This window comes from Xanthomonas sp. DAR 80977, assembly GCF_041240605.1.
Classification (GTDB): Bacteria; Pseudomonadota; Gammaproteobacteria; order Xanthomonadales; family Xanthomonadaceae; genus Xanthomonas_A; species Xanthomonas_A bundabergensis.
Genome location: NZ_CP162487.1, coordinates 5,399,567 through 5,414,796, shown reverse-complemented (window position 1 = coordinate 5,414,796; position 15,230 = coordinate 5,399,567). Strand labels below are relative to the sequence as shown.

Here is a 15,230-nt window from a genome sequence, read left to right as displayed (position 1 = left end):
GCGATCCGCGATGACCCAGACTTCCGATAGCGCCTCTTCCGCCCAAGGCTCGGCCCGCGACCGCGAGATCGTCGAGGCGCGGGTCATCGTCACCTGCCCGGGGCGCAATTTCGTCACCCTCAAGATCGTCACCCGTTCCGGCGTGTACGGCCTGGGCGATGCCACCCTCAACGGCCGCGAGCTGGCGGTGGCGTCCTACCTGCAGGACCACGTGGTGCCGAACCTGATCGGCCGCGACGCGGGCCGCATCGAGGACCTCTGGCAGTTCTTCTACCGCGGCGCGTACTGGCGGCGCGGGCCGGTGACGATGACCGCGATCGCCGCGGTGGACGTGGCGCTGTGGGACATCCTCGGCAAGATGGCCGGCATGCCGCTGTACCAGCTGCTGGGCGGGCGCTCGCGCGAGGGCGCGCTGGTCTACGGCCACGCCAACGGCCGCGACATCGCCGAGACCAGCGAGGAAGTCGCCCGTTTCCGCGAACTCGGCTTCATCGCCATCCGCGCGCAGTGCGGCGTGCCCGGGATCAAGAAGACCTACGGCATCTCCAGCGGCGGCAAGCCCTACGAGCCGGCCGAGAGCGAGCTGCCGACCGAGACCGTGTGGTCCACGCCGCGCTATCTCGGCGTGGTGCCCAAGCTGTTCGAACGGCTGCGCGCCGACCACGGCGACGAGATCGAACTGCTGCACGACGCGCACCACCGCCTGACCCCGATCGAGGCGGCGCGGCTGGCGCGCGACCTGGAGCCGTACCGGCTGTTCTGGCTGGAAGACGCCACACCCGCGGAAAACCAGCGCGCGTTCGAGACCATCCGCCAGCATTCGGTGACGCCGCTGGCGGTGGGCGAGGTGTTCAATTCGATCTGGGACTGCAAGCACCTGATCGAACAGCAGCTGATCGACTACATCCGCACCACCATCGTGCACGCCGGCGGCATCACCCATGTGCGGCGGCTGGCCGATTTCGCCGCGCTGCACCAGGTGCGCACCGGTTTCCATGGCGCCACCGACCTGTCGCCGGTGTGCATGGGCGCGGCGCTGCACTTCGACACCTGGGTGCCGAACTTCGGCATTCAGGAATACATGTTCCATTCCGACGAGGCCAATGCGGTGTTCCCGCACGACTACGCGTTCCATGCCGGCCGCCTGCATTGCGGGGAGGCGCCCGGGCATGGCGTGGACATCGACGAGACCCTGGCCGCGCGCTATCCGTACGCGCCCAAGCAGTTGCCGGTGGCGCGGCTGGAAGACGGCGCGATGTGGGACTGGTGAGGCGCATGCGCTGGGGACGCGCCCTGGTTGTGGCGCTGCTGTGTATCGTGGTGCTGCAGACGGCATCGGCGCAGCGCGGGCGGGCCGCCGACATTGCCGAATTCGACTGGTTCGAATACCGCGGCGACGATGCGGTGTTCGCCACGCCGCTGCCGCCCGGCCACTACCGCAATCCGGTGCTGGCCGGGTTCTATCCCGATCCCAGCGTCGTGCGCGCCGGCGACCGCTACTACCTGGTCAATTCCACCTTCGCCTATTTCCCGGCGCTCCCGGTGTTCGAGAGCCGCGACCTGGTGCATTGGCGGCAGGTCGGCAACGTGGTCGAGCGCGCCGGGCAACTGGACTACGACGGCCTGCGCGTGTCGCGCGGCATGTTCGCCGCCAGCATCGCGCACCACCAGGGCCGCTTCTACGTGGTCGGCACCGCGGTGGACAGCGGCGGCAACTTCGTCGCCACGGCGGACGACCCGGCCGGGCCGTGGTCGCCGCTGCACTGGCTGCCGGACATCGACGGCATCGACCCGTCGCTGTTCTTCGACGACGACGGCACGGCCTACCTGCTCAACAACGGCCCGCCTGAGGGCGCGCCGCTGTACGAAGGGCATCGTGCGATCTGGATGCAGCGTTTCGACCTGGCGCGGATGCAGCCGGTCGGCCCGCGCCAGGTGCTGGTCAACGGCGGCGTGGACCTGGCCAGCAAGCCGATCTGGATCGAAGGCCCGCACCTGTACAAGCGCGACGGCTGGTACGTGCTGTCCTGCGCCGAAGGCGGCACCGGCCCGCAGCACTCCCAGGTGGCGCTGCGCAGCCGCACGCCTTGGGGGCCGTACGTGCCGGCGCCGCACAATCCGATCCTGACCCAGCGCGACCTGCCCGCCGAACGCGCCAACCCGATCACCAACGCCGGCCATGCCGACCTGGTCGAAGGCCCCGACGGGAAGTGGTGGGCGCTGTTCCTGGCCAGCCGCCCGTACGCGGGCGAGCGCTACAACACCGGCCGCGAGACCTTCCTGCTGCCGGTGACCTGGCACGACGGCTGGCCGTCGATCCTGCCCGCCGGGCAGCCGATTCCCTATGTCGCGCCGGGGCCTGCAAGGCTGCAGGCCGATACCGACGTCGCACCATTGAGCGGCAACTTCACCTGGCGCGACGGCTTCGATGCGCCGCAGCGCGATCCCCGCTGGCTGTTGCTGCGCACGCCAAAGCGCGACTGGCTGGATCTACAAGCGCGCCCGGGCTGGCTGACCCTGCGGCCCGACGCGCAAGGCCTGGAAGGCAGCGGCAATCCCGCATTCCTGGCCTACCGGCAACAGCACACCCGCTTCGACGCCAGCACCGCCGTGCAGATACCGGCGCAGCCGGGCCTGGTCGCCGGCCTGGCCGCATTCCAGAATGCCGATGCCTGGTACGTGCTCGGCGTGCGCCGCCGCGACGGGCGCGCGGAGGTGTTCCTCGACAAGCGCGACGGCAAGCGCACCACCACTGTCGCGCACAGGACGGTCGACGCCAAGGGCGCGCTGCGCCTGAAGATCGCCGGCGACGGCGGCCGCTATGCCTTCGCCTTCGCCGCCGACGGCCAGGACTGGCAGTGGCTGCGCCGCGACGACGATGCGGCGATGCTCAGCACGGCCGTGGCCGGCGGTTTCACCGGCACCACCCTCGGGCCGTACGCCCGCCGCGAACCGGATCGATCCAGCAAGGAGTAGGCAATGCACACCGAGACTGCGCCGTACCAAGGACATGGCCGCCGCGTCGCGACGCTGGCGTTGCTGTTGGCCATCGCGCCGTGCGCGGCATCCGCGGCCGAAGCGCCGCCGCCGTACCTGGACACCCAGCGCAGCTTCGAGCAGCGCGCCGCCGACCTCGTCTCGCGGATGACGCTGGAGGAAAAGGCCGCGCAGATGCAGAACGCCGCGCCGGCGATCCCGCGCCTGGGCGTGCCCGCCTACGACTGGTGGAACGAGGCGCTGCATGGGGTGGCGCGTGCCGGCGGCGCCACCGTGTTCCCGCAGGCGATCGGCATGGCGGCCACCTTCGACCTGCCGTTGATGCACGAAGTCTCCACCGCGATCAGCGACGAGGCGCGCGCCAAGCATCACGAAGCGCTGCGCCACGACCAGCACGCGCGCTACCAGGGGCTCACGTTCTGGTCGCCGAACATCAACATCTTCCGCGACCCGCGCTGGGGCCGCGGCCAGGAGACCTACGGCGAGGATCCGTTCCTCACCGCGCGCATGGGCGTGACCTTCGTGCAGGGTTTGCAGGGCGAAGGCGCGGACGTGCCGAAGAACGCGCAGGGCGAGGCCTACCGCAAGCTCGACGCCACCGCCAAGCATTTCGCCGTGCACAGCGGCCCGGAGGCCGACCGCCACCACTTCGACGCGCATCCGTCGCAGCGCGATCTCCACGAGACCTACCTGCCGGCGTTCGAAGCGCTGGTCAAGGAAGGCAAGGTGGATTCGGTGATGGGCGCCTACAACCGCGTGTTCGGCGAATCGGCCAGTGCCAGCAAGTTCCTGCTGCGCGACGTGCTGCGCGACACCTGGGGCTTCGACGGCTACGTGGTGTCCGATTGCTGGGCGATCGTGGACATCTGGAAGAACCACAAGATCGTCGCCACCCGCGAGGAAGCCGCCGCGCTGGCGGTGAAGAACGGCACCGAGCTGGAATGCGGCGAGGAGTACTCCACGCTGCCCACCGCCGTGCGCAAGGGCCTGATCAGCGAAGCCGAGGTCGACAAGGCCTTGCAGAAGCTGATGTATTCGCGCATGCGCCTGGGCATGTTCGATCCGCCGGAAAAACTGGCTTGGGCGCAGATTCCGATCTCGGCCAACCAGTCGCCCGAACACGACGCGTTGGCGCGGCGCACCGCGCGCGAATCGCTGGTGCTGCTGAAGAACGACGGCGTGCTGCCGTTGTCGCGGGCGAAGATCAAGCGCATCGCCGTGATCGGCCCCACCGCCGACGACACCATGGCGCTGCTCGGCAACTACTACGGCACGCCGGCCGCGCCGGTCACCGTGCTGCAGGGCATCCGCGAGGCCGCGCCCGACGCCGAGGTGCTGTATGCGCGCGGCGCCGACCTGGTCGAGGGGCGCGACGACCCCGCGGCCACGCCGCTGATCGAGCCGCAATACCTGCGCCCGTCGGCGGACTCGCCGGAACGCGGCCTGCGCGGCGAATACTTCCGCAACCGCGACCTGTCGGGCCCCCCGGCGCTGGTGCGGGTGGATGCGCAGATCGGCTTCAAGTGGGACCGCGGCTCGCCCACCGACAACCTGCTCGCGCGCGGCGAAGCCGGGCCGGACCAGGCCATCCCGGCCGACAACTTCAGCATCCGCTGGAGCGGCAAGCTGGTGCCGCCGGCCACCGGCACCTACCACCTGGAAACCGCGGCCGACGACGGCGTGCGCCTGTATCTGGACGGCAAGCGCCTGATCGACCGCTGGAGCGCCAGCGACCGCCTGCACGCCGACGGCGTCGATGTGCGCCTGGAGGCCGGCCGCAGCTACGACCTGCGCCTGGAGTACTACGAAGGCGAGCGCGACGCCGGCATTCGCCTGGCCTGGCGCCAGCCCGGCGCCAAGCCGCCGCTGCAGGAAGCGCTGGACGCGGCGCGGCGTGCCGACGTGGTGGTGTTCGTCGGCGGCCTCACCGGCGACGTGGAAGGCGAGGAGATGAAGGTCAACTATCCCGGCTTCGCCGGCGGCGACCGCACCGACCTGCGCCTGCCCAAGCCGCAGCGCGCGCTGCTCGAAGCGCTGCACGGCACCGGCAAACCGGTGGTGGCGGTGCTGACTACCGGCTCGGCGCTGGCCATCGACTGGGCGCAACAGCACCTGCCGGCGATCCTGCTGGCCTGGTACCCCGGCCAGCGTGGCGGCAGCGCCGTGGCCGACGTGCTGTTCGGCGACGCCAACCCCGGCGGCCGCCTGCCGGTGACGTTCTACAAGGAAAGCGAGAAGCTGCCGGCCTTCGACGACTACGCCATGCGCGGCCGCACCTACCGCTACTTCGCCGGCACCGCGCTGTATCCGTTCGGGCACGGCCTGTCGTACACCCAGTTCGCCTATTCCGACCTGCGCCTGGACCGCAGCACGCTGGCGGCCGACGGCAGCCTGCACGCCACGCTGAAGGTAAAGAACACCGGCCAGCGCGCCGGCGACGAAGTGGTGCAGCTGTACCTCCACCCGCTGTCGCCGAAGCGCGACCGCGCGACCAAGGAACTGCGCGGCTTCCAGCGTATCGCCCTGCAGCCTGGCGAAACCCGCGAAGTGCGTTTCGCCATTACCCCGCAGACCGACTTGCGCATCTACGACGAAGCGCGCAAGGCCTACGTTGTGGACCCGGGCGACTACGAACTGCAGGCCGGCGCCTCCAGCAACGACGTACGCGTGCGCCAGCGTTTCAGCGTGCAGCCGTCGCCCGCGGCGGAGGCAACGCCGCACAAGTGACCGCAACGGGTGGTGCGAGCAGTCACTGCTCGCACCACCGAAGGAGTGGGCGCGGACGGCCGAGGTCAGCCCCGGGCACGTCACCGACCATGCACCGGACGCCCGCGATCCCCTGTAGGAGCGGCTTCAGCCGCGACCGCCTTACCGACCAAACTCCAACTCGCCTCGGCTCCATTGTGGGAGGGACTTCAGTCCCGACAGCCCTACCGACCAAGTCTCAGACCGAAAAAATCCTCCCCCTGGATCTCCCGTGACCGACCCACGCCTCACCGCCGCCACGCTCCCCAGCCTGCCGCCCACCATCGCCCGCCCAGCCTACGCCCTGGACCGCGTCCGCATCGGCATCGTCCACCTAGGCGCCGGCGCCTTCCACCGCGCCCACCAGGCCGTCTACCTCGACGACCTGCTCGCAACCGAACCGGACTGGGCGATCAGCGCCGTCTCCCTGCACAGCCCGCAGGTGCGCGACGCACTGCGCCCGCAGGACGGCCTCTACACCCTCGCCCTGCTCGACGAACACCCGCAGCTGCGCATCATCGGCGCCATCCGCGAAGTGCTGTGCGCGCAAGACGAGCAGCCCGCCGTCCTCGCCCGCCTGGCCGACCCGGCGGTGCGCCTGGTCACCCTCACCGTCACCGAGAAGGGCTACTGCCTGGCCGGCAAACACCTCGACTTCGCCCATCCGGACATCGTCCACGACCTCGCCGCCCCGCACGCCCCGCGCAGCGCCGTCGGCTACCTCGTCGCTGGCCTGCGCGAACGCCTGCGCCTGGGCCTGGCGGCGTACACCGTGCTCAGCTGCGACAACCTGCCCGACAACGGCGGCAAGCTGCGCCGCGCCGTCCTCCAGTTCGCGCACGCCCTCGACCCCGCACTGGCCGCCTGGATCGAAACCGAGGCCGCGTTCCCGCGCTCGATGGTCGACAGCATCACCCCGGCCAGCGACGACGCCCTGCGCGCACGCGTCGCCGCGCAACTCGGCTGCCACGACGCCTGGCCGATCCAGCGCGAGCGCTACAGCCAATGGGTGATCGAAGACCGCTTCTGCAACGGCCGCCCCGCCTTCGAGCGCGCCGGCGTCACCCTGAGCGACGACATCGCCGGCTACGACCGCGCCAAGCTGCGCCTGCTCAACGGCCCACACTCCGCGCTGGCGTATCTGGGCTCCCTGCTCGACCTGGACACCGTCGCCGACGCCATGCGCCACCCGCAACTGGCCGCCTTCGTCGAAACCCTGATGCGCGACGACATCGCGCCGACGCTACAGCCGATGCCCGGCTTCGATCCGCAGCACTACACCGGCGCCATCCTCGCCCGCTTCCGCAACCCCGCCATCGCCCATCGCCTGGCGCAGATCGCCTGGGACGGCTCGCAGAAACTGCCGGTACGCCTGCTCGGCACCATCGCCGACGCCCTGGCCGCCGGCCGCCGCATCGATCGCCTGTGCCTGCCGATCGCAGCGTGGATGCAGTTCGTGCGGCGCCAGGCGCGCGCTGGCGTGGCACTGGTGGATCCGATGCGCGAGGTGCTGACCGAGATCGGGCGCAGTGCGACCGGCGATGTAGGGCGTGATGTGGAGGCGTTCCTCCGGCTGGATGCAGTGTTCGCTCCGCTATCGCAGGATGTACGTTTCGTCGAGACGCTGCGAGCGGTTTGTGCAAGGTTGAGCGTTGACAACAGCGGACAGAAAGGTGTGGAAGGCGCTCTTGAGTCGGCATAAATCCGCAGCAGCCATTCGACGGCAAAAGCGAATGAAGTCAAGGACGTCTTGCGCGAGCTGGTCGGCCTCCCGTCAAGTCATTCCGGATCGATAGTGACGCCATAGACTTCATAAAAGGGGGCCACTGGAGGTTCCGGATACTGGCGGCCCACCATCTGCGTGGCAAAGCATCGCAGCGCGGGAACGTCCGGATTGACCAGATACTCGGTCACCTTGCCGTGGCGGTCGACGGTTGCAACAGCCTTGAAGCTGCCGATGCCTGCAGCTCTCGCCTCGGGCGCGCAGGCCTGATACACCTGGGCCCAGAATTGGTTGTGCACCAGAATCATCTCCCTTTCCCACAGCATGCCGCGGAAGGTCGACGTTTGCCGGTCGCTTTCATCCTTCAATCGATTCCAACGATCGGTGGATGATAACGACGAGCAGTCGGCGCTACTCATGAAAGCAACGAGCACGAATAAAATCGCTAGCAGCGGCCGCATAGTTTTCCTTGGGGTGTACGCTGATCTTGAGGTTTGAGCGTATCAGTGTAAGGCTGCAGCGAGGCATCCAGCCATCCGAAGAGCAGCGGAAGTTCGCCTGACACTCATGGAACGCAATCAGATCGATCCCGCCTGGCCCAACGCACTGCGCTGGTTCCTTGCGCAGGGCCTGACCAGTTTTACTCCCTGGCACTTCATCACCGAAACGTCGGAGTTGGCCTTCGCGTCGCGCGCATTCGGCCGCGAGGATGTGAGCGGTGGCGAGGTCTTCAGCTTCGCCAGGCGCCAGGATCGCGACGACTTCGCCGGGTTGCTGGTGATGGATGGCCGCATCAGCGACACAGTCGTCTGCTTTCATCCCGTGTTCGCCGACAGTTCCACGCCATCGCCTCGCACCTGGAACATCGTCGCTGCCAGCTTCGAGGACGTCTTCGCGTTCGTGGCGGGGCAGGTGATCCCGGATATGAAGGAATGGGCGCTTGTGGAAGACGCCGCGGAGTTGTGAGCAAGACCCGGCGCTTCTCGGTGTTACCGTAGTTCCAGCCACCAGCAGGCTTCCCGCGCAGGAGACCCCGATGTTCAAGAACCTCATTCCGAAGATCTTCTACGACCGCCTGCAGGACGGACTCGACTTCTTCGTCGACGGCCTGGGCTTTGCCATCCAGTACCAGGACGGCACCATGGCGGTGGTCGCCCGCGACGGCGCCAAGGCCTATCTGGTCGAGAACCCTGAGTGGGCGGCGAAGGATCGGCCGGAGCTCAGCGTCGACACCGACGATGTCGATGCGATCTTCGCGGAAATGTCCGCGCGCGTGCCGCATCTGCTGCATCCCAATTGCAACACCGTCGCGCTCCGGCCCTGGGGTTCGCGCGAGTTCGCGATGCTGGACAAGAGCACCGTGTGCGTGAACTTTCGCGAGTGGCCCCCCGAGGGGTGAGCCAGGGCGAACGGCACCGCCCGGATCGCGTCCGCACGTGGTGCGTGCATCACTGCAGTCCGGCGTCCAGTTTTCGGGGCCGCCCGTTACCGTAGCTCGGGCGGCGTGGCGATCACCTTGATCTCGAACTGGAATCCGTACAGCCAGGTGGCGCCGACGGCGGTGACCGTCGGGTATGGGGCGCTGCCCCTAAGGGTGAAGGATCGCCGGCCGTGCCTCGCCAATCATCGATGCAGGGTGGGAGCTGTTCTCTTCCCAGGCCTCTGGCGTTGGCGGATACTCGCCGCAACGCCGCTTCCAGGCGCTGACATGACAGCTGGATACCAAGAGAACGACATGGCGTCCCAGAGAGATACGCCCTTTTGCTGGCAAGCTTGCAAGGGGGCTGAACGCAACCGCTCTTTCCGCAGCTGTACGCTGTGCGGCGCGACCTGGAACGGTCAAGGCGGCGCTGCAAGCAAAAACTACTGCAACAGTGCTTGGAAGATATGCGTCGATTGCGCGACGCTTCAGCAGCGCTGTGTCGTCTGCGCCGAGAGGACGCCGGGGGGGGCGCCGAGATGACGTTTCGATCCTGCTCCATCGCCATGTTGGTGCTGTCGGTGCTCGCGCCGGCCGCGTACGTGGCCTATTTTTCCTGGCGTTTCAACCAGTGGGCCGAGACGCGGGACGGTGTCGTGTGTGGCATGCCCCTGCTCGGGGCCTGGGGGCTCGGGTTGTTGGCCATGTGCTTTCTTTCCTTGGTTGCCCTGGGTCTCGGGGTCGTGTCGTTCGTGCGTCTGCCTGCGCCTCGGCCGCGTCGCCGTCTCGCGGAGCTGCTGCTCTTGGCTTTGCCACTTCTCGTGGCTTCATCCGTCGTTGCCGTGGTCGTACTATGGAACTGACGTATTCGGGCGGAAGGTTTGGCAACCGCCCAATCCCCATGTGAGGCCCTGGCAGCATGTTCACGTACGCGATTCTGGCATTCGCGGTGGTTGGCGGTATCGCTGGCGGTGCAGCGGTGCTGGTCGTGGCGTTCCTGCTTCCTCGCAAGTCGTGTCCGAAATGCAAGACGCTCCTGCCGAGGTTCCGCAAGCCAAGCAATGCGCGCGAAGCGATGCTGGGGGGATGGCAATGCCCGGCGTGCGGCGCAAGAGTCGCGCGGGATGGCTCGCTCCTGTCCAGTGGTTCCGATGACGGGCTCGCCTGATACTGCGGGCCACATCGCTTCATGGCTTGAATCACTGGCTGCCGTCGCGTGCAGCAGCGATTGGCGTGGTGCTGCTTGCGGCTTTTCGCTGCAATGGTGCTCGCCTCGATCGGGATGATCACGCGGCGTTTCCGAATCCGAAACATCGTCCTGCTAACGTGCGCGCCAGATAGACGCTAGGCATTCGACAGGAGCGAGCGTGAACGAGAGCGATGCGTATGTCCTCGATTCAATCCGGAAGTGGGTCTGGTCCGGCTACTACTCTGAGTCCGAGATCCGCGAGGAGATGCTCGACGACATTCTGGAAGACGGGTGCGACGAACCGATGCTGCGTGCCGCGGTCGCCAGCCAGTGGCAGGCCAAGCAGCAGGCGGAGTTGGGTTGGCCTGCGCGGACCGATTGCGATCGCCTGGATGCGGTGTTCGAGCAGTTGCACGACGTGGGCATCTGCGCGCTGGCGAATGCCGGGTACACAATGTCCGATGGTCACACCGAGGTGACCGAGGCGGTGGCGGAGGCGCCGGAAGGCCAGTACCACGGTTATTGTTTCTACCACGGGCAGGATGTGGAGTGCGCGGTGGAGGGTGGTGGGTTGTTTGTCGCGTTCGGGGATTTGCAGGATGGGGCGGATGCGGATCTGGCCGTGGGGCAGCGGGTCGCTGCGGCGTTGGCGGATGCGGGGTTCGTGTTGGCGTGGGATGGGACGTCGAAGATGCGGATCGCGGTGCCTGGATTTGTTTGGTTGCGGCGGTTTCGCGAGTAGATGGGGAATTTTCTTGCAAGTAGTGGGGCGATGCCGGATGGCGTGCCTTCGTCTGGCACGCTGGCATTGTCGGTAAGGCGGGTCGCGGCTGAAGCCGCTCCTACAGGGAGCAGGGGGCAGCGGTTGGCGATTGTTCCGAATGCTGGAGCGGTGAGATGGCGTCGCGCTTGCGCCGCGCTCACGGCGTTCGAATGAAATCCACGAACGCGCGCAGCGGCGCGGGCAGGTGGCGGCGTCCGGGGTAGTACAGGAACGGGCCGCTGAAGCTTTGCCACCACGGTTCCAGCACCGGCTCCAGCGCGCCGCTGTCCAGGTGCGGGCGCAGCCAGTCTTCGAACAGGTGGATCACGCCCAGGCCGCCCACGGCGGCGTCGATGGCCAGGTCCACCGCGGCGCCCAGGCGCACCAGCAACGGGCCGCTCGGTTCGACCAGCACGACCTCGCCGTCGCGTTCGAATTCCCAGGCCGGGATGGCGCCGCTGGCGAACTGGCCGCGCAGGCAGGCGTGCGCGAGCAGGTCGCGCGGGTGTTGCGGGTGCCCGTGCGCGGCGAGGTACTCGGGCGATGCGGCGGTGGCGAAGCGCTGCACGCGTGGGCCGATCGGCACGGCGATCATGTCCTGTTCCAGGCGCTCGTCGTAGCGGATGCCGGCGTCGCAGCCGGCGGCCAGCACGTCGACGAAGCTGTCCTCCACGATCACTTCCAGCCGGATCTCCGGATAGGCCTTCAGGAACGGGGTGACGATCGCCGGCAGCACCAGGCGCGCGGCGGCGCCCGGCACGTTGAGGCGCAGGGTGCCGCTGGGGCGGTCGCGGAAGCCGTTGACCACGTCCAGCGCCGCTTCCACTTCACCGAGGGCGGGGATCAGGCGTTCGGCCAGGCGCGCGCCGGCCTCGGTCGGCAGTACGCTGCGGGTGGTGCGGTTGAACAGGCGCACGCCGAGGCGGGTTTCCAGGCGCCGCACGGCCTCGCTCAGGCTGGAGGCGGAGCTGCCGCTGAGCCGCGCGCCTTCGCGGAAGCCGCCGCCGCGCAGCACCGCCAGGAAGGCGAAGAGGTCCTGCAGGTCCATGGTCATTGTTCGAGATCCCGCACAGCCCGTGCCGATTCGACCGGATTATCGCGCATCGGCGCGCCGCCTACAGTGCAGGCCTCACCTGGGCTTCGGCCCCCCTTTCTGGAGGCAGTCATGAGCAAGCTTTCGACAGCTGGCACCTTTTCCCTCGGCGACCGTCGCGTGACCCGCATCGGCTACGGCGCGATGCAGCTGGCCGGGCCTGGCGTGTTCGGGCCGCCCAAGGACCGCGCCGCGGCGTTGGCGGTGCTGCGCGAGGCGGTGGCCGCGGGCGTGGACCACATCGACACCAGCGACTTCTACGGGCCGCACATCACCAACCAGCTGATCCGCGAGGCGCTGCATCCGTATCCGCAGCAGCTGACGATCGTGACCAAGGTCGGCGCCGTGCGCGGCGACGACGCGTCCTGGCTGCCGGCGCAGCGCCCGGCCGAGCTGACCCAGGCGGTGCACGACAATCTGCGCAACCTTGGCCTGGAGGTCCTGGACGTGGTCAACCTGCGGGTGATGCTCGATCCGTACAAGCCCAGCGAAGGCTCGATCGAGGCGCAGTTCGGCGCGCTGGCGGAACTGCAGCAACGCGGGCTGATCCGCCATCTGGGCATCAGCAACGCCACGGCCGCGCAGGTGCAGGAAGCGCGGGGCATCGCCAAGCTGGTCTGCGTGCAGAACCACTACAACCTGGCGCACCGCGACGACGATGCGCTGATCGACGCGCTCGGCCGCGATGGCATCGCCTACGTGCCGTTCTTCCCGCTCGGCGGCTTCTCTCCGTTGCAGTCCGACTCGCTCTCGTCGATCGCGCAGGAGCTTGGCGCGACGCCGATGCAGGTGGCGCTGGCCTGGCTGCTGGCGCGTGCGCCGAACATCCTGCTGATCCCGGGGACCTCGTCGGTCGCGCATCTGCGGGAGAACCTGGCGGCGGCCGAGCTGTCGTTGTCGGCGGATGTGTTGGCTGCGTTGGATCGTATCGGGCAAGACGGCTGAAGGTGGCGTTTGACGGAGGCTTTGGCCAAAGCCTCCGTCCGCCAGAAAGCGAAAAGCCCCGGTGATCGCACCGAGGCTATGACGCCGACCGGGAGCTCCCTGTCCACTTAGATCTGGAGCCTATGGCGCATGGCTGAAAAGTTCAATGCAAATCAGCAGGCCTTTCGCAACAACGCTATCTCTCACTCCTCCAAGCAGGTAGACGTTCGGTAAATTCAAGTCGGTTCGAGTTCTTCCTGTAGGAGCGGCTTCAGCCGCGACAAACGAAGCGGCAGACATTACGGCGGCGGAAATCGTTGGATTGAAGAGCATCCACTGCGAACGCCGGCCGTGAAAGAAGCCGCCTGGGGCGCCGTGCAAATGCCTAGGCCGGACGTACCCTCATCCGCCGCTGCGCACCAACTTCCCCCCGAAAAGGGGGCCATGGTCCCGGTGGGAGAAGGGAATGTAGGTTCTGGGCCGCTCGAAGTAGCGCCCTTGATTTCCTCTTGAACGACGGCCAGACGTTCTTCGTTACGTTGCTCAGATAGAAGAACGGCAACATCTTCGTCCGACAGGACGAAATGGGCACCAAGGCGAGCCATGGAATGCCTCCTAAGAGGCAGAACGTTGGAGCGGATCAAGCCCTGATCGACGCATTCGGGTGCTCGGCCACATACGAGTTCAGCAGTGAACCCAGATTGTCCTCGTACTTGTAGAACTCGGCATCCAGCCTGTCCATCTCCGCCTCGTACTCAGGTGTGTCAGAGAAGGCTTGGTGTTGCGACCACCTGACCCGGCGGTCGTTGGATGGCAATGCGTTCGGAAACCACGAAACTGCATTGGACAGAAGGTCGTGGGACTTGCCCGCGCCGATGGTCTGCAAGTGGCCGAGGATCTCGAGGCAATGGTTGCCCAGCGAGTTCGTGAAAAGTTGGTCGAAGCCACCATTGTGGATCTCTCCGTCGAAGCACCACAGCAAGTAGACAAGCCGCGCGTCAGGAGAGAGGCGATCGATATGCTCGGTAACGCCGTCGCCCTTGTCGAAGACTACGTCTAGCGCAGCCTTGAAGACCGCATATGCGGGTTCATCCAGCTCTACTGCATCCGCGAATCGCATGATTTCCATAGACCCAATGTCCGCATTGGCCGCCCGAGGCGGCTTGAATGGATGGGCGGACCCCGTCGGTCAGCTACGGCGCAAAACCGAGCCCCGTCGCCTTCACCCGCACCCGCGCCAGGATCTTGTGCGAGGTCATGTACAGGGTGCGGCCGTCGTCGCCGAAGGCGCAGTTGGCGACGGGGCCGCCGGTTTCGATGCGGCCCAGGCGGCGGCCGTCGGGCGCGAACACCAGTACGCCGCCGGGGCCGGTGGCGAACAGGCGGCCGTCGCTGGCCACGGCGATGCCGTCCGGCAGGCCGGGGTTGGCGTCGCCGACGATGTCGGAGGCATCGGCGAAGACGCGCTTGCCGGTGACTTCGCCGCGCGCGTCCAGCGTGTAGGCGGTCCATATCGGCCGCGCCGGGTCGGAGTTGGCCACGTACAGGGTGCGTTCGTCGGGCGACAGGGCGATGCCGTTGGGCAGGCTCAGGCTGTCGTCGAGCAGGTGCACGCTGCCGTCGGGGTCCAGCCGGTACACGCCGTTGTAGCGCAGTTCCTTGACCGGGGAGGTGTCGCCGTCCTTCAGGCCGTAGGGCGGGTCGGTGAAGAACACCACGCCGTCGCTGCGCCGCACCAGGTCGTTGGGGCTATTGAGGCGGTGGCCGTCGTAGGCGCTGGCCAGAAGGGTCTTGCGCCGCGTGGCCGGATCGAGCCGGGCGACGGCGCGGGTGCCCGAATCGGCGAGCAGCACGCTGCCGGACGGTTCGGCGTGCATGCCGTTGGCGCCGGCCTCGCGCAAGGCGTCCAGCGGCGGGCCGGCGTAGCCGGACGGCTTGAGGAACACCGACAGGCCGTCGCGTTCCGACCAGCGGTACATGGTGTTCTCCGGCACGTCGTTGAACAGCAGGTAGCCGCCGTCGCGCACCCAGGTCGGGCCTTCGGACCAGGTGAAGCCCTCGGCGATGCGTTCGATGCGCGCGTCCGTCGCCACCGTGTCGCTGAACGCGGGGTCGAACGCGGTGACATGACCGATCACGGGGAAGCGCGGCGCGGGCGCCTGGCGCTTCGCACAGCAGGCGAGCAATGCCAGCACGGCGGCGGCAAGCAGGACGCGGGTCGGAAAGCGCATCGGGAGATTCCTGGGTGATGTGGCGCGATGATGCCATTGCGCAGGCGCGGGCTCTTCACTCCGGCGCACCCGGACCGGTGCGCATGCTCGCGCAACCCGTGGCGCCGCCTGCGCGGATCGGGCACGGGCTGCGCCGCACCGAGAC

Annotated in this window: 14 protein-coding genes and 1 pseudogene; 10 read left to right on the top strand and 5 right to left on the bottom strand. The window is 67.8% G+C overall.

The annotated features are described in order from the left end of the window. Nucleotides 1-10: 10 nt before the first annotated feature. From manD to AB3X10_RS22960, 4 genes are all read left to right on the top strand, one after another. Nucleotides 11-1,270 carry a D-mannonate dehydratase ManD gene (manD, locus tag AB3X10_RS22975; protein ID WP_369977859.1) on the top strand — a complete coding sequence of 420 codons (1,260 nt, stop codon included), beginning with the start codon at nucleotides 11-13 and terminating at the stop codon, nucleotides 1,268-1,270. Between the two features lie 5 nt (nucleotides 1,271-1,275). After that, complete coding sequence (locus AB3X10_RS22970) at nucleotides 1,276-2,976, top strand: glycoside hydrolase family 43 protein (RefSeq protein ID WP_369977857.1); 1,701 nt, start codon at nucleotides 1,276-1,278, stop codon at nucleotides 2,974-2,976. A 3-nt stretch (nucleotides 2,977-2,979) separates the two neighbouring features. Then, a complete protein-coding gene (locus AB3X10_RS22965) occupies nucleotides 2,980-5,724 on the top strand; it encodes a glycoside hydrolase family 3 protein (RefSeq protein WP_369977855.1) in 2,745 nt (914 codons plus the stop codon). A gap of 250 nt (nucleotides 5,725-5,974) precedes the next feature. Next, nucleotides 5,975-7,444 carry a mannitol dehydrogenase family protein gene (locus AB3X10_RS22960; RefSeq protein ID WP_369977853.1) on the top strand — a complete coding sequence of 490 codons (1,470 nt, stop codon included), beginning with the start codon at nucleotides 5,975-5,977 and terminating at the stop codon, nucleotides 7,442-7,444. 77 nt (nucleotides 7,445-7,521) lie between these two features. On the opposite strand, the gene AB3X10_RS22955 is transcribed toward AB3X10_RS22960, so the two are convergent. Beyond that, the gene (locus tag AB3X10_RS22955) at nucleotides 7,522-7,926 is read right to left on the bottom strand and encodes a hypothetical protein (RefSeq protein ID WP_369977851.1); all 405 of its coding nucleotides are present in this window, start codon (nucleotides 7,924-7,926) and stop codon (nucleotides 7,522-7,524) included. 106 nt (nucleotides 7,927-8,032) lie between these two features. Here AB3X10_RS22955 and AB3X10_RS22950 point away from each other — a divergent pair, with 106 nt between their 5' ends. Together AB3X10_RS22950 and AB3X10_RS22945 are read left to right on the top strand one after the other, a co-directional pair. Further along, nucleotides 8,033-8,431 carry a hypothetical protein gene (locus tag AB3X10_RS22950; protein WP_369977849.1) on the top strand — a complete coding sequence of 133 codons (399 nt, stop codon included), beginning with the start codon at nucleotides 8,033-8,035 and terminating at the stop codon, nucleotides 8,429-8,431. 70 nt (nucleotides 8,432-8,501) lie between these two features. Beyond that, the gene (locus tag AB3X10_RS22945; RefSeq protein ID WP_369977847.1) at nucleotides 8,502-8,864 is read left to right on the top strand and encodes a hypothetical protein; all 363 of its coding nucleotides are present in this window, start codon (nucleotides 8,502-8,504) and stop codon (nucleotides 8,862-8,864) included. Between the two features lie 86 nt (nucleotides 8,865-8,950). Here AB3X10_RS22945 and AB3X10_RS22940 read toward each other — a convergent pair. Further along, nucleotides 8,951-9,052 (bottom strand): annotated as a pseudogene (locus AB3X10_RS22940) (RidA family protein); the annotation flags it as partial. 372 nt (nucleotides 9,053-9,424) lie between these two features. Between AB3X10_RS22940 and AB3X10_RS22935 the strand changes: the two are divergent. The 3 genes from AB3X10_RS22935 to AB3X10_RS22925 all read left to right on the top strand — a co-directional run bounded on the left by AB3X10_RS22935 (nucleotide 9,425) and on the right by AB3X10_RS22925 (nucleotide 10,816). Beyond that, on the top strand, nucleotides 9,425-9,748 hold the full coding sequence (locus AB3X10_RS22935; protein WP_369977845.1) for a hypothetical protein: 324 nt from the start codon (nucleotides 9,425-9,427) through the stop codon (nucleotides 9,746-9,748). 56 nt (nucleotides 9,749-9,804) lie between these two features. After that, nucleotides 9,805-10,053 (top strand): hypothetical protein, encoded by a 249-nt coding sequence (locus tag AB3X10_RS22930; RefSeq protein ID WP_369977843.1) that lies wholly within the window; start codon nucleotides 9,805-9,807, stop codon nucleotides 10,051-10,053. A gap of 199 nt (nucleotides 10,054-10,252) precedes the next feature. Then, complete coding sequence (locus tag AB3X10_RS22925) at nucleotides 10,253-10,816, top strand: DUF6891 domain-containing protein (protein ID WP_369977841.1); 564 nt, start codon at nucleotides 10,253-10,255, stop codon at nucleotides 10,814-10,816. A gap of 178 nt (nucleotides 10,817-10,994) precedes the next feature. On the opposite strand, the gene AB3X10_RS22920 is transcribed toward AB3X10_RS22925, so the two are convergent. Continuing rightward, the gene (locus AB3X10_RS22920; protein WP_369977839.1) at nucleotides 10,995-11,891 is read right to left on the bottom strand and encodes a LysR family transcriptional regulator; all 897 of its coding nucleotides are present in this window, start codon (nucleotides 11,889-11,891) and stop codon (nucleotides 10,995-10,997) included. Nucleotides 11,892-12,002: 111 nt separating this feature from the next. Here AB3X10_RS22920 and AB3X10_RS22915 point away from each other — a divergent pair, with 111 nt between their 5' ends. Next, nucleotides 12,003-12,875 (top strand): aldo/keto reductase family oxidoreductase, encoded by an 873-nt coding sequence (locus AB3X10_RS22915; RefSeq protein ID WP_369977837.1) that lies wholly within the window; start codon nucleotides 12,003-12,005, stop codon nucleotides 12,873-12,875. Nucleotides 12,876-13,494: 619 nt separating this feature from the next. On the opposite strand, the gene AB3X10_RS22910 is transcribed toward AB3X10_RS22915, so the two are convergent. Next, on the bottom strand, nucleotides 13,495-13,983 hold the full coding sequence (locus tag AB3X10_RS22910; RefSeq protein ID WP_369977835.1) for a DMP19 family protein: 489 nt from the start codon (nucleotides 13,981-13,983) through the stop codon (nucleotides 13,495-13,497). Nucleotides 13,984-14,047: 64 nt separating this feature from the next. After that, on the bottom strand, nucleotides 14,048-15,085 hold the full coding sequence (locus AB3X10_RS22905; protein WP_369977833.1) for an SMP-30/gluconolactonase/LRE family protein: 1,038 nt from the start codon (nucleotides 15,083-15,085) through the stop codon (nucleotides 14,048-14,050). Nucleotides 15,086-15,230 lie beyond the last annotated feature (145 nt).

What these genes read in the sequence shown, in the direction of transcription:
- manD (WP_369977859.1), top strand. Translation starts at nt 11, where the DNA reads ATGACCCAGACTTCCGATAGCGCCTCTTCCGCCCAAGGCTCGGCCCGC.
- AB3X10_RS22970 (WP_369977857.1), top strand. Translation starts at nt 1,276, where the DNA reads ATGCGCTGGGGACGCGCCCTGGTTGTGGCGCTGCTGTGTATCGTGGTG.
- AB3X10_RS22965 (WP_369977855.1), top strand. Translation starts at nt 2,980, where the DNA reads ATGCACACCGAGACTGCGCCGTACCAAGGACATGGCCGCCGCGTCGCG.
- AB3X10_RS22955 (WP_369977851.1), bottom strand. Translation starts at nt 7,926, where the DNA reads ATGCGGCCGCTGCTAGCGATTTTATTCGTGCTCGTTGCTTTCATGAGT.
- AB3X10_RS22950 (WP_369977849.1), top strand. Translation starts at nt 8,033, where the DNA reads ATGGAACGCAATCAGATCGATCCCGCCTGGCCCAACGCACTGCGCTGG.
- AB3X10_RS22945 (WP_369977847.1), top strand. Translation starts at nt 8,502, where the DNA reads ATGTTCAAGAACCTCATTCCGAAGATCTTCTACGACCGCCTGCAGGAC.
- AB3X10_RS22935 (WP_369977845.1), top strand. Translation starts at nt 9,425, where the DNA reads ATGACGTTTCGATCCTGCTCCATCGCCATGTTGGTGCTGTCGGTGCTC.
- AB3X10_RS22930 (WP_369977843.1), top strand. Translation starts at nt 9,805, where the DNA reads ATGTTCACGTACGCGATTCTGGCATTCGCGGTGGTTGGCGGTATCGCT.
- AB3X10_RS22920 (WP_369977839.1), bottom strand. Translation starts at nt 11,891, where the DNA reads ATGACCATGGACCTGCAGGACCTCTTCGCCTTCCTGGCGGTGCTGCGC.
- AB3X10_RS22915 (WP_369977837.1), top strand. Translation starts at nt 12,003, where the DNA reads ATGAGCAAGCTTTCGACAGCTGGCACCTTTTCCCTCGGCGACCGTCGC.
- AB3X10_RS22910 (WP_369977835.1), bottom strand. Translation starts at nt 13,983, where the DNA reads ATGGAAATCATGCGATTCGCGGATGCAGTAGAGCTGGATGAACCCGCA.
- AB3X10_RS22905 (WP_369977833.1), bottom strand. Translation starts at nt 15,085, where the DNA reads ATGCGCTTTCCGACCCGCGTCCTGCTTGCCGCCGCCGTGCTGGCATTG.